This window comes from Methylocystis sp. MJC1 (assembly GCF_026427715.1).
In the GTDB taxonomy this organism is placed as follows: Bacteria; Pseudomonadota; Alphaproteobacteria; order Rhizobiales; family Beijerinckiaceae; genus Methylocystis.
The window spans coordinates 2,321,985-2,334,830 of record NZ_CP107558.1; the positions used below are offsets into that span (position 1 = coordinate 2,321,985).

The following is a 12,846-nucleotide window of genomic DNA, read 5'->3' on the forward strand; positions in this document are numbered from 1 at the left end:
GCGAGCGAACGCGAAATGTTGGGATTGAAGGGAACAAGCGCGCTGGCGTCATGCCCGCGGGAGCCGCTCCGCCGCCTTACGATATTCTGAGACAAGAGACTAATGGGCGGTAAATACTTTCGTCTTTTATTCGGCCCGCCCGAGCGCCAGGGGCGTCACGCGTGATCTACCCTTGCGCTCGCCCCTGCTCTATAGCAACGCAAACGCATCCCTCCAGCTGGGCTCACCATGTTAGACGCGCTCAAATCCTTCATCGCCGACCTCACGGGCGACGCCAACGCGCCCAAGCCTTTCGAGACGGCGGATTACCAGCTGGCGGCCGCCGCCCTGCTCGTCAATATCGCCTCCATCGACGGCGACTTCGACGATAACGAGAAGGCGCGCATCCAGCTCCTCGTCGAGACGCGCTTCGGCCTTCCGCCGGACGAGGCGCGCGCCCTCATCCAGCAGGCTTGCCAGAACGAGCGCGAGGCGGTCGATCTCTATCATTTCACCAGCGTGCTCAAGCGGCGGCTCGATGAAGACGGCCGCAAGCAGGTGATCGGCATGATGTGGGACATGGCCCATGCCGACGGCACGGTGCATGAATTCGAGGAAAATGTGATCTGGCGCGTCGCCGAGCTTCTCGGCGTCTCGACGAGAGAGCGCGTCGAGCTGCGCCGCGAGGCCCGCGAGGCGCTGGAGAACCCGCCGCCGCTCGACGGCCCCTGGTCTCGCCCCAAGGAGTGACGTTTCATGACGCAATTTTCGAACGCCCGCCCAGCGGCCGTCGTTACCGGCGCGTCGGAGGGAATCGGCGCCGAGCTTGCCCGCGTCTTCGCCGCAAATGGCCATGAGGTGGCGATGGTCGCGCGGCGCGGCGACCGGCTGGCGGCGCTCGCCGACGACATCGCCGCCAAGGGCCACAAGCGCCCGATCGTCGTCGAGCTGGACCTCCTCTCCGAAGGCGCCGCCGAGACGCTCGCCGCGCGCCTTGGCGAGGCCGGGCTCGCGCCGCAATATCTCGTCAACAACGCTGGCTTCGGCCTTATCGGCCCCATCGCCGATCTCGATCAGGCCGAGCAGCTCGCCATGATCGACCTCAATATCCGCGCGCTAACGGCTTTGACCCTGCGCTTCCTGCCCTCTCTGACGCAGACCAAGGGCGGCGTCATGAATGTCGCCTCCGTCGCCTCCTTCATGCCGGGGCCGGGCTTTGCGGTCTATTACGCGACTAAAGCCTTCGTGCGCTCCTTCAGCGAGGCGATCTCATACGAGCTGAAGCCGGCGGGCGTGAAAGTGTCCTGCCTCTGCCCCGGCCCGGTGCTCACGGGCTTTCAGGCCCGCGCCGGCATGAGCTTCGAGGGGCTGATGGGCGCAATGAAGCCGGCGCTGGTGCCGGCGGAGGAAGTCGCGCGTCAGGGCTATGAGGGGCTGATGGCCGGAAGGCGCGTCGTCGTCCCGGGGACCATGAACAAATTCATGGTCTGGAGCGCCCGCCTCTCGCCGCGGGCGATTCTCCTCCCGCTGCTGGGGACGGCGCAGATGAAGCGGGTTTGATAGGGAATCCGCTTGATTGGCTCGGCGTCATTCCCGACGCTCGCAAAGCGAGCGATCTGGAATCCAGAGCAAAACCAACGCTTTTGCGGTCCTGGATTCCCGGTCGGGCTTTCAGCCCGCCGGGAATGACAGCCCCCAGTGAGCTGTTCAAACGGAAATGGTATGAGGCCCAACAAAAAAGCGGGCTCGACGGCCCGCTTTTTTATGCGCGGATGGAGCCCGCTTATTCCTCGGTCGACTTGACCTTGAGCACCTGACGGCCGCGATACATGCCGGTCTTCAGGTCGATATGGTGCGGACGGCGCAGCTCGCCCGAATCCTTGTCCTCGACATAGGTCGGAGCCTTCAGCGCATCGGCGGAACGGCGGAAGCCCCGCTTCATCGGGGAGGTTTTTCTCTTCGGAACGGCCATTTTCTTGTCTCTCTAAACAGCGAAGACCGCGGGCGTTGCGCGCCGCGCGGCGGAAACTGGTGCGGCGCGTATACTCGAAAACATGCCCCGTGGCTACCCCCATCAGTCCCCGAAAGCACCCTGGCCGCAGCCTTCTCGTGGTCAGCCCTTGTCGGGCTGACCCTCGATCCCCGCGGGCGGAATCGGCGCGCCGGGCGTAGGCGCGTCTTTCTCATAGGCGCCCTTTTCCGCGCCCTTGAGCATCGCCGGATCGTCCTCGATCAGTTTATTGGCGGCGCGCTCGTCCATGATCGGCTTGGGCGCCGCCGCAGCGACGGGCGCGGCCTTCATGCCGGTCGTCGAGGCGAGCCAGCTGCGCCAATGCTCATGGGAGCCGTTGAAGGTGTTCTGATCGACGGCGCCGACGATGCCGGGCACGCGGCCGTCCGAGCGATATTGCCAGAAGGTCCATTTGCGGTCGCCGTAGCGCACCTTGGGGTGATATTTCGTCGAGCGCACCCAGATCGGATATTCCGAGAGGGCGTCGGGCTGCAGGATCGCCTGGTAGAAGTCGACCGAGGAATAGATGATCGGCTTCTTGCCGTAGTGGCGCTCCATCGCCTCCAGCATGACCCGCATGTCACGGATCGCTTCCTCGCGGTAAAGCGTGCGCTTGCAGCTCCTCGACTCCGGCGTCGGCTCGACGTCGAGCACGGGCGGCAGCGCGTCCGGATCGTTGGGCACGACCGAGGCGAAATTGGCGATTTCCTCGTGCGGCGGGCGGCACCAATAGACGAAGTGATAGGCGCCGCGCGGAATGCCCGCGGCTTTGGCGGCCGCCCAATTATATTGGAACTTCGAATCGGCCTTGTCGCCGCCCTCGGTCGCCTTGATGAAGGCGAAGCCGACGCCCGATTCCTTCACCTGCTCCCAGTCGATGTCGCCCTGATATTTGGAGACGTCGATGCCATGAACCGCGAATTCGGCGCTGCGCGTGGCGGGGAAGAGGTGCAGATCGGACTCCGGCACCGCATAGGCGAGGAAGGTCGGGTCCCGCTTGGCGTTCAGGAGCGGGGCGCTGGTCGCAAAACGCGGCCGCTTGGCGTAGCCGGGATCATAGCTGCTGCCACAGCCGGCGAGAGTCGCCGCGCCGGCCGCAACGCAAGCAAGCGCGGTGATACGCAGTACGGAACTATTCAACGAGCACATTTCGTCAAATTATCCCAGGAGGCGGTAACGAAGCGTTAACGCGCCGCGCCGCGAATGCAAACCGACTGGGGATTTTGATGATTCTTTGTAGCCGAAATGTGTTGGCGGCCGGTGGATAAGCGAGCCTGAAGGCTCGCTGATCCGCCCCCGACATCATTTCAAATGAAACCACATGCTCGCGATCGTCAAAAAGGCGCCATAGCCGACGACATCGGTAATCGTCGTGACGAACGGCCCCGAGGACACCGCCGGGTCGAATTTGAACCGGTTGAACAGAAGCGGCACGGCGATGCCGCCAAAGGCGCCCGCCACCAAATTTGTAAACATCGCCAAAGCCATAACTGGCCACAGTCCGACATTCTGGAACCAGTTGGCGGCGACAAGGCCTGTCACGAGGCCGAAAGCCGCGCCATTCACCGCGCCGATCGCCAATTCGCGGAAGATGATCTTCATGGCGTTGGCGCGGTTCAATTCACGGGTGGCCAGCGCGCGGACGGCGACGGTCATGGTCTGAGTCGCCGAATTGCCCCCCTGCCCTGCGATGATCGGCCCGAGCACCGCCAGAGCCACCATCTGCTCGAGTTGCGACTGGAAGGTCTTGAGCACGCTGGAGGTGATGAAAGCCGTCAGCAGATTGATGAAGAGCCAGGTGAAGCGGCTTTTGGCAATCCACCAGAAATCGTCGGTCAGCTCTTCTTCCGGATTCACGCCGCCGAGCGCCTTGATCTCTTCCGAGGCCTGCTCCTGAATGACGTCGACGATGTCGTCGATGGTGAGCGCGCCGACGAGGCGCTCGCTTTCGTCGACGACCGGAACCGACACCAGATTGTAGCGCTCGAATAGACGCGCGGCCTCGCTTCCGTCCTCGGTCGCCTTCACGCGGCGCCGGTCGGCCTGCATGATCTCGTCGAGCCGCGCGCCTGGTTTCGCGCGCACAAGGGCGTCGAGAAAAACAGTGCCGAGCAGGTGATAGCCGGGGTCGACGACGAAGACCTCGAAGAAATTGTCCGGCAACTCGTCGCCGTCCGTCTCGCGGAAGAAATCGAGCACGCGGCCCGCCGTCCAAAAGGGCGGCACGGCGATCAGCGTCGTCTGCATCAGACGGCCGGCGGAGCCTTCCGGATAATCGAGCGAGCGGCGGAGCACGATACGCTCCTGCGCCGGCAGAGCTTCGAGAACCTCCGCCTGCTCCGCGGGCTCGAGCGTCTCGAGAATGGCGACGGCGTCGTCGCTTTCGAGCTCGCGCATGCCCTCGACCAGGGTCTCGACCGGCAGCTCTTCGAGAATATCTTCGCGGGTGGCTTCACCCACTTCCATGAGCGCGGTAAAATCGAAATCTGCGCCCATCAGCTCGACGAGGCGCGGTCGCGCCTCGTGGCTCAAAAGCTCGAGCAGCGCGCCGAGATCCGCCTCGTGAAGATCGCCGACGAGTTCATGAACCTTGACCGAGTCGCCGAGCGCCACGGCGGCCTCCACCTCGAAGACGAAATCGGGGTCCGGCCCAGTGTTTTCTTTGCGGAAACCCTCGGCGCCCGCCGCCGTTTCTTCATGATCGAGTGGCATGCCGCTTCCCGCTACTAGGCTTCAGGCTCCTTAACCCGCGCTGGCGCGGAAGCAAACCGGCAAAACAGAAATGAACAAACTTTCGAGCCTCACCCTCTGCGCCGTCCTGATCCTTGGCGTGACAGCCGCCGCGGCCCGCGACTGCGGGCCTGACGCGCTCGGCGTGTCGCGCACCATCACCATAGGCCCGAAGGGAACCGCCGTCGGATTGCAAAGCTATCCGCGCACCCTCGATCTTCGCGAACATGAGGTCGTCCTCACCTTCGACGACGGGCCGGCCGAGCCGACCGCGCGCGTGCTCGATGCGCTCGCAAAGGAATGCGCGCTGGCGACATTCTTCATCGTCGGCCGCAACGCAGAAGAAACGCCGGCGTTGGTGCGGCGCGAGGCGGCCGAAGGGCACAGCGTCGGCTACCACTCCTATAGTCATCCCGCCAATACGCTGCGGCTGATGTACGACGAGACGGCGAAGGCCGATATCGAGAAGGGCGTTGCCGCGGTCGAAAAAGCGTCGGGTGGCAAGTCCGCGCCCTTCTTCCGCTTTCCGGGCTTCGCCGATACGCCGGAGCTCGTTGCTTATCTGGAGGGCAAGGGCTTCACCATTTTCGGCTCGGACTTATGGGCCTCCGACTGGTCGCCAATGACGCCGAAGGCCGAACTCGATCTGGTGATGTCGCGGCTGGAAAAGGCGGGCAAGGGAATCGTGCTCTTCCACGACTCCAAGGCGCAGACGGCGGCGATGCTGCCCGACTTCCTGCGCGAGCTGAAAAGCCGGGGCTATAAGCTCGTCCATATCGTCCCCGGCGAGGGCGAAACGCCCGTCGTCCAGGCGGGAGGGGATTGGACGTCGACCACCGAGCCGATCATCGCCAAGACGCTCGCCGGCAAGGTGAAAGGCGCCGCCGGGGGAGAAGGCCACGGCCACTCCCACGGCGGCGATAAGTAATCAGCCGTTCTCGCAGGCGTAGAAGCCCTTGGCGCCCCAGCAGGCGCCCGTCTTGTAGACTTGGCCGAGCTGGCGGCCGCCCAGCGTCGCCGTCCAAACGCGTCCGTGCTTGTGGGCGATTTCGAGCGGCTTGCCCGGCAGGTCGAAGGTCACGGCCTCGGCCGTATGATGCACCTTGCAGGTTCCGCTGTTCTGCACGCGGCCGGCGAGCTTGAGATAGCATTTCGCCATTCGCGCATCATCGGCCGCCTCCGGCGCTTCGGCCTGCCTCGCAGGCGCAGCAGGCTCAGCCTTCGCCTCCGGGGCCGGCGCCGGCGCGGCGGGGAGCTGAGCGACATTGGCGCGCTGGGGCGGCGGCGTGACCTCCTGATTTTCGTCGCCCTGCACGGCGGCGAGCTTCTCCCGCATAGCGGCTGGCGGCGGCGCCAAAGGCTGCGGCGCAGGCGTCGGCGCGGCCGCAGTGTCGGTCATGGGGCGGGCATCGAGGAAAGGATCGAGGGCCGACGCCTTGGGCGCCGCGGAAGCTGCGGGCTTCGGTGCCTCGACGGGCGCCACCACCTCGCTTACAACGCGATTCGCGTGCGTTGGCTTCGCCTCGCTCTCCTGCTCGACCGGCGCCACGACGGCGGCCGTCGCCTTGTGCGCGACAATCTCAGGCTGGGTCTCAGCCGTTCCGCCGAGCGGCGCGCCCGGGCCAAAGAGCGCCGTGCTCATGATCGCCGCCGCGCCGCCGACAATCGTAAAGGCGAGAACAAGATGGATGACGCCTTCGACGCGGTCGTAGGAAAGCCCCCAGAGCGGCGAGCGATAGGCGTCGCGTTTCGGCGGCGCCGTCCGCGCGCGGGACAGAAAGGCGGGAACGCCGGACGCGCGCGCGATGGGGCGCTTGGCTTCCGGCTCGACATTGCCGTCACGACGGCGGTTTTCTGAAAAGACGCTCATGTTACTCTCTCCGGGCACGAGGATCGAGAGAGGGCGCGCCGCGCTTCCCGAGCGGCCTTGACGCGCCAAGTCTCACGAATCCGATCTGCCGGGATTCTTTCCCCGACGGTTTTTCCCAGCCCAACCAGCGCGGGCAGCCATGCATGGCCCTGTATCTGCGCCAGTTTCAGGCGCATCTTGCGAAGGAAAATGTGGCTGATCTTTGCCCTAGCCGGAACTTCCGCTTTTGGACTGCCGCCGGCGCCTAAAAGAGGCGCCCATGAGGATAATCAATAAGTTGGCGTCGCGGATCGAAATCCTTCCATCCGCGACGCGGAAATGATCAATGGGAAACGCTGAACCCCTGCTCGGCGAAGATCGCCTTGCCAGCTTTGCTCAGAAGGAATGAGAGCAGCTTCGTCGATCCCTCGCCTTGCGCCGCCGACGTGAGCGCGATCGGATAAACGATCGGCGGGTGAGAGCTCGACGGGAAGGTCGCGACGACCTTCACCTTCGGTTCCGACTTCGCATCCGTGAGATAGACGATCCCAAGCGGCGCTTCTTCGCGCGAAACGAACATGAGCGCCGCGCGCACATTGTCGGTGAAGGCGAAATTTGGCTCGGCGACCGACCACAGCCCCAGCTTCTCCAACGCCGCCTTCGCATATTTGCCGACCGGGACGGAGGCCGGGTCGCCGGTCGCGATCTTGCCGGAGCCGATCGCCTGCGCAAAGGCGTCCTTCGTAAAGGCGAGCTTCTCCAGCTTCGAGGATTTCGGCGCGATCACGACAAGCACGTTGCCGAGGAAATCCGCGCGCGTGTCGGGGCGGATCAGATTTTTGCCCGCGAGATAGTCCATTGACGCCGTATCGGCCGAGACGAACACATCCGCCGGCGCGCCCGATTCGATCTGCTTGGCGAGCGCCATCGAGCCGGCATAGCTGATTTTCAGTTCGATCCCGCTTTTCGCCTTGAAGGCTGTCGCCGCCGCGTCCAGCGCGTTTTTGAGGCTCGCCGCAGCGAACACCGTGACAGTCGGCGCGCTCGTCTGGCCATTGGGGGGCGTCGAAGCGAGAGGGGCTTCCGCGAGAACCGGCGCGGCGACGAGCGCGAAGGCCAGCGCGAAGGCGACGCCAAACAATTTGATCATGGACAATCCTCAAAGACGCGCGGCGGCCGCAGAACTGCGGCGCCAATATGTGATTTTAGGAGTAGTTTAATGCCGAGCTGGAGTCATGCGCATATTTTCCGCAAATAACGCCTAACTTCACACCAAAATGCACCGACCGCAGCAGTACCTACGGAATCACGCTCCCACGCGCACGCCGCATCGGTTTGCTGTCATTCCCGACGATCACTTCAGCGACAGATCTGGAATCCAGTGCAAAACCAACGCTTTTGTGGCTCTGGATTCCTGGTCGGGCCATTGGCCCGCCGGGAATGACCCAGTCGTGATGCGAGCTATTCAAAGGGAAGTGGAATGAGAGTTCGTCGGAGCGGAAAGGACCAATGCCCGCTCCCGTCGCTGCTAAACTCCGAAGGTCACGAGACCACCCTCGTCAATTCGCCAGACGGGGTTCCATGCGATTTCCCAAGCATGATCGTCGGGATCAGCGACGTAGCCGCGAAAACCGCCATGAGGAGGCTCGTCCGCAGGACGGATGATCAAACCGCCAGCCTCTGCAAGCCTATTCATCAAGGGAACGACATCCTCTTTCGCCGATACGTTGTGGGCCAGAGAGAAAGCGCCAGGTTGCAGCAAACCGGTGCGATTCATATCGGCTTCCAAGGCGGCCTTCAGGAAGGTCCCCAAAACGAAGCCGTTCATTTGATAAAAGATGATCGCCTCGTTCTCGAAAACCGGCGACCATCCGAAGCCATCCACGTAAAACCGCCGCGATTGATCGAGATCGACGACGCCAAGGGTAATGACGGAAATTTGCTGTTGCACCCTACGACCTCCTATTCGCCGACGCGCGATTGCGTCGGGCGTTAAAGGTCAGGGGACTCATCGCAGCCGCGAAGGTCAGGACCCGTTTCCGGGGATCGGGCTAACCGCACCGATCTCTCCTTTTTAGACATTGGGGGATTAGCAGCGCTTTGCCTGCCATTCAACGCCTTCGCGGGCGGAAGCAGATATGCTTGCGCTCGAAGAGTTGGCGCTGCTCGCCAACGACGTCAGCCCAGCTTTGGAAAGTCCGCGGTTCAAGGGATGCCCGCCAGATAATTTGGTGCGGTCGAGAGGACTCGAACCTCCACTGGTTGCCCAACTAGCACCTCAAGCTAGCGCGTCTACCAATTCCGCCACGACCGCACGGGGCGCTTCGACTTGTGCTGCGAAGCGCCGGCGCGCAGCCTCTAACAAATCGACCGGGCGATGACAAGGGCGGCGCCATAATTTTGCAATCAACCGAGCGCCGACGGTGGAAAAGTCGCGACCACCCAGGGGAAAACCCGCTGTCGGGCTGCATCTGAAAAGAGCGGCCAGGCGCCGATGCGGGGGCTTAAGGAGCGCGTTGAAGCCTCTCGCCCCCGGCATGCAGATTCGGGGCGCCCTCGCCTGGGTCGAGATGCCGCATAATCTTTCAGAAATGCAGGGGCCTGAGTGATTTGACAAGAGCGCGGCTATAGCCGATGGGTTTCCCGGCGGCAAAAAAACAAGAACGAAATGGCGCGTCGCGCGCCCCCGGGGAAGAAAAATTGAACGACACGATCGCTACTTTAGACGGTAGCCTGGAAACAGGCGGGCCGGACGGGCGGGCTCTTGCCCAGCGCATGGCGGCGCTCAAAAACGAGGCGCGCGAAAAGGGCTACTTCAACGTCCCGCTCTGGGAGCAGGCGCTTCGCTGCGTCGAGCTTGTCGGCGTGCCGACGCTGGCCTTCGCTTTGCTCGCGAAAGGCGGCCTTGCGGCGGCGGCCGGCGCCCTGCTGCTCGGGGTCCATTATCCGCGCACGGCCTACCTCGGCCATGACGTCGCCCATAACCAATGGGGACCGCGCGAAGAGCCGAAAGCCCGCGTCATGCTCTCGGCGGCGGCGCTGTTCCAAGGCTTCGGCGCCTCCTGGTGGGTGGAAAAGCACGAGCTGCATCACTCCTTCCCCAACGGCTGCAAGATGAACGCCGATGGCGTGCTGACGCCGATCGACGGCGACATCGATTCGGCGCCCTGGATCGTCTGGGACAAGCTCCTCGTCGAGCACAACGACACGGCTCAGATGTCCGGCTTTTCGAGGTTTCTCGCCCCCTTCCTGCGGCGGTTCCAGGTCGCCCTCTTCTTCCCGCTGCTCATGCTCGCCCGCTTCAACTGGAGCTGGCAGAGCATCGCGACGGCGGCGCGCAAAGAGAAGACGCTCGAGACGGCGCTTTGCGTGGCGCATTGGGTTCTGGGCCTCACGCTCGCGGGCTTTCTGACGCCGGGCCCCGCCTGGACAGGTTGGGCCTGGTTCGTCAGCGCGCAGCTTCTCGGCGGCTTCATCCTCGCCTTCGTCTTCGTCCTCAATCACACGGGGATGGAAGTCTATGACGCGTCGAAGGCGAAGGGCTTCTACGACCGTCAGGCGCGCTCGACCCGCAATACGCCGAGCTCGACCTTCCTGGACTGGCTCACCGGCGGCCTCAACAGCCAGATCGAGCACCATATGTTCCCGACCATGGCGCGGCGCAATTTGAGCAAGATGCGCGATGCGACCCGCAAGGCCATGCAGGAATGCGGCTATGTCTATGACGAACTCAACAACCGCGAGGCCATGCACGCGGTTCTGACGACCTTGGACGAAGCCGCTCGAGCTTAAAACAATCCGGGAGGCTGATCCCGCTTTCAGCCTCCCTATACCGCCGGGCTTAAGGCCCGCAGTGGCTTAAATGCTAGATTGGAAGAAGGGCGGCCATAGCGCCAATCGTAATAAAGCCCGCCAAGGCGACCATTATTGTGATTCTATCCATCGGACCCTCCCCTGCTCGGGCCCAATTGGGCGTGAGCAGATCGTTAACGCGGGAGTTTCCTTTTGGTTGCATTTTGTAACGCAGCAAAATGCGCCTGAATTCTTCGCAAATGCACAATCGAGCTAACGCAGCCGGCGTCGAGCCGAAAAAATACTGTTCAAATATTATCAGACTGTGTTTTACAGTCGCCGCCGCGAGAGAAGTCTCCCTTCCGCCTTGATCCTGCCCGCCAACTTAGCAAAAGATAGCTGCACTCACCCAATCTGGTCATGGCGATGGCGACGCACTACGAAGTTCTTGGCGTCAAAGAGGACGCGACGAGGCGCGAGATCAACGCGGCCTACCGCCGCCTCGTCAAACAGCATCATCCGGACAAAGGCGGCGACCCCGCTAAGTTTCAACGCGTCACGCAAGCCTATAATGCGCTCAAAAGCCTGCCCGAGCGGGAGGCTTATGACTTCGAGCACAAATTCGGCAGCTTCCTCGACGAGACCGCCAACAAGCGCACGCTTCTGCAGCGCCTGAACGCGTTTCTACGCGAGCGCGCCTTCGCCGCGCTGAGCGCGCTCTCCTTTCTTCTCGGCGTGCTGCTGATCGACGCCGGCGACGGCGTCATCGAGCGTTACAATCCCGTCCTGTTGGCGGCGGGCTGCGTGTCTATCATGCTGTGCGTCGGCTTTTTCGCCAATCGCGGACAGGGCTATGACGGCCTCGGCGCGGCCCTGCTGCGCGCCGTCTTCTCGATTCTGTTTTTTCTCTTCGACGTGATGATGCGCCTCTATGTCATTCTGGCGCTGATGTTCTCAGTCGTCGTTCTCGTCGCGCTTCTCAATTGGCTCAAGAGAAACCATCTGCATCTGCTGCCCTTTCATTTCTGAAGGCGTTCGATCAGCGCCATGGCGGCCGCGGGATTTTTCTCCTTCGCGCCGCGGATGACATAGAGAAAGACGTCGCGCCCGCTGCGTTTGGGCGTATTGGCGCAGATGCGCGGAAGATCATTGGGCATCCCGCCTTCCGCCCATTTCCTCGCGCGGGCGGCCCATAGATCGAGCCGCTCGCTTTCGTAGCCTTGCTTGCGCGATGCGCGCGTCCCCATGATGCGTGCATAGACAAAGGGCGCGGTGAGATCGGCGATCAGCGGAAAATCAGAATCGCCTTCGATGACGATCGCCGCGTGATGTGCGCGCGCCAGAGCGACAAATTCGCTCGTCACGAAGCTTTCGTCGCGCGCCTCGATGGCGTGACGAAGCGCGACGCCTTCGCTCTCGCGCGGCAAAGCCGAAAGAAAAGCCTCGCAAAAGTCTGAATCGAATTTGCGCGTCGGCGGGAATTGCCACAGCACAGGCCCAAGCTTTTCGCCGAGCGCCGCCACGCCGCTGTCGAAGAAATGCGTGATCGACTCTTTCACGTCATGCGGCGTTCGGCGGCTCATGGCATAGCGCGGCGCCTTCACGCTGAAGACGAAACCCTCGGGCGTCTGGTCGCGCCAGCTGAGATAGGTCTCACGCGTTTGCGTGCGATAAAAGGTCGCGTTGATTTCGATCGAGGTGACATGGCGGCTTGCATATTCCAGCTCATGCGTCGTGGGCAGCCCAGGCGGGTAGAAAACCTCGCGCCAGGGCGCGAAGCTCCAGCCGCCGACGCCGACATAAATGCGGCCCGTCGTCATCCGCGCTCCTTTGCCCGCGACTGGAGCTAGCGCGCGCGCCGCGGCAAGCGAGGGTGAATTGTGGCTGGGCAATTGTCTTGTGATCATCGCTCACCGAAAAAGTGATCGAGAAGAAAGGAGGGATTATGGCTGCACGGGGGGAAGACGGCGCCGCGATGTTTTTATCCTCGCGTGAGGGACCGCGATGTGCGCACGCGCACGGAGCGTCCCCGCAAGCGTGTTATTGTCGCGCCAGCTTGAACCAAGAGAGATTCGGCTCGTGCCAGACTTTTTCTCGGGTCTTTTGGCCTTCGCCGTCTATTTCGCAGGCGCGACAGGCTTCTGCGCGCTTTTCTGCCTCATCTACACGCGAATGACGCGGCACGACGAATTTGCGCTCATTATCGAGGCGCAAAACGCCTCCGCGGCGATCGCCTTCGGCGGCAGCCTCCTGGGCTTCGCCATCTCGCTGGCCGCCGCCATCCACCACACGGGCTCCATAGCCGAGTTCGCCATGTGGGGCGCCGTTGCGCTCGTCACGCAGATAATCGCCTATGGCCTTGCGCGGCTCGCGCATCCGGGGCTGTCGCAGGCCATCCAGGAGAATGCACTTTCCGCAGCCATTTGGGTCGCGGCCGTCTCCATCTCGGCCGGCCTGCTCAGCGCCGCCTGCATGAGCCCGTAGC

General features: G+C 63.0%; 13 protein-coding genes and 1 tRNA gene. 6 read left to right on the top strand and 8 right to left on the bottom strand.

Annotated features, from left to right (window positions below; translation table 11 throughout):
* Positions 1-228: 228 nt before the first annotated feature.
* Positions 229-729: a TerB family tellurite resistance protein gene (locus OGR47_RS11320; protein ID WP_165053960.1), complete on the top strand. Its 501-nt coding sequence runs from the start codon at positions 229-231 to the stop codon at positions 727-729.
* Between the two features lie 6 nt (positions 730-735).
* On the top strand, positions 736-1,539 hold the full coding sequence (locus OGR47_RS11325) for an SDR family NAD(P)-dependent oxidoreductase (RefSeq protein ID WP_165053957.1): 804 nt from the start codon (positions 736-738) through the stop codon (positions 1,537-1,539).
* A 223-nt stretch (positions 1,540-1,762) separates the two neighbouring features.
* On the opposite strand, the gene rpmF is transcribed toward OGR47_RS11325, so the two are convergent.
* The 3 genes from rpmF to mgtE all read right to left on the bottom strand — a co-directional run bounded on the left by rpmF (position 1,763) and on the right by mgtE (position 4,702).
* Entirely contained in the window at positions 1,763-1,951 is a 189-nt protein-coding gene (gene rpmF, locus OGR47_RS11330) for a 50S ribosomal protein L32 (RefSeq protein ID WP_165053954.1), read from the bottom strand.
* Between the two features lie 141 nt (positions 1,952-2,092).
* A complete protein-coding gene (locus tag OGR47_RS11335; RefSeq protein ID WP_165053951.1) occupies positions 2,093-3,139 on the bottom strand; it encodes a glycoside hydrolase family 25 protein in 1,047 nt (348 codons plus the stop codon).
* 153 nt (positions 3,140-3,292) lie between these two features.
* Complete coding sequence (mgtE, locus tag OGR47_RS11340) at positions 3,293-4,702, bottom strand: magnesium transporter (protein ID WP_165053948.1); 1,410 nt, start codon at positions 4,700-4,702, stop codon at positions 3,293-3,295.
* Between the two features lie 70 nt (positions 4,703-4,772).
* On the opposite strand from mgtE, the gene OGR47_RS11345 reads away from it, so the two are divergent.
* Positions 4,773-5,648, top strand: coding sequence for a polysaccharide deacetylase family protein (locus tag OGR47_RS11345; RefSeq protein ID WP_165053945.1), 876 nt, complete (start codon positions 4,773-4,775; stop codon positions 5,646-5,648).
* Here the strand turns inward: OGR47_RS11345 and OGR47_RS11350 are convergent, their stop codons facing one another.
* The 4 genes from OGR47_RS11350 to OGR47_RS11365 form a co-directional block, all read right to left on the bottom strand.
* Positions 5,649-6,590 (bottom strand): hypothetical protein, encoded by a 942-nt coding sequence (locus OGR47_RS11350; protein ID WP_165053680.1) that lies wholly within the window; start codon positions 6,588-6,590, stop codon positions 5,649-5,651. It lies immediately after the preceding gene.
* A 322-nt stretch (positions 6,591-6,912) separates the two neighbouring features.
* Positions 6,913-7,719 carry a molybdate ABC transporter substrate-binding protein gene (gene modA, locus OGR47_RS11355; RefSeq protein ID WP_206527465.1) on the bottom strand — a complete coding sequence of 269 codons (807 nt, stop codon included), beginning with the start codon at positions 7,717-7,719 and terminating at the stop codon, positions 6,913-6,915.
* 378 nt (positions 7,720-8,097) lie between these two features.
* Positions 8,098-8,520: a VOC family protein gene (locus OGR47_RS11360; protein ID WP_165053942.1), complete on the bottom strand. Its 423-nt coding sequence runs from the start codon at positions 8,518-8,520 to the stop codon at positions 8,098-8,100.
* Positions 8,521-8,798: 278 nt separating this feature from the next.
* Positions 8,799-8,883, bottom strand: a tRNA-Leu gene (locus tag OGR47_RS11365).
* 386 nt (positions 8,884-9,269) lie between these two features.
* Here OGR47_RS11365 and OGR47_RS11370 point away from each other — a divergent pair.
* Together OGR47_RS11370 and OGR47_RS11375 are read left to right on the top strand one after the other, a co-directional pair.
* Complete coding sequence (locus OGR47_RS11370) at positions 9,270-10,361, top strand: fatty acid desaturase (protein WP_246729750.1); 1,092 nt, start codon at positions 9,270-9,272, stop codon at positions 10,359-10,361.
* A 420-nt stretch (positions 10,362-10,781) separates the two neighbouring features.
* Entirely contained in the window at positions 10,782-11,390 is a 609-nt protein-coding gene (locus tag OGR47_RS11375) for a J domain-containing protein (protein ID WP_165053938.1), read from the top strand.
* Here the strand turns inward: OGR47_RS11375 and OGR47_RS11380 are convergent.
* Positions 11,381-12,181, bottom strand: coding sequence for a DUF72 domain-containing protein (locus tag OGR47_RS11380; protein WP_165053936.1), 801 nt, complete (start codon positions 12,179-12,181; stop codon positions 11,381-11,383). The two genes, OGR47_RS11375 and OGR47_RS11380, sit on opposite strands and share 10 nt — an antisense overlap.
* A gap of 259 nt (positions 12,182-12,440) precedes the next feature.
* On the opposite strand from OGR47_RS11380, the gene OGR47_RS11385 reads away from it, so the two are divergent.
* A complete protein-coding gene (locus OGR47_RS11385) occupies positions 12,441-12,845 on the top strand; it encodes a DUF350 domain-containing protein (protein ID WP_246729749.1) in 405 nt (134 codons plus the stop codon).
* The last annotated feature ends 1 nt before the right edge of the window (position 12,846 follow it).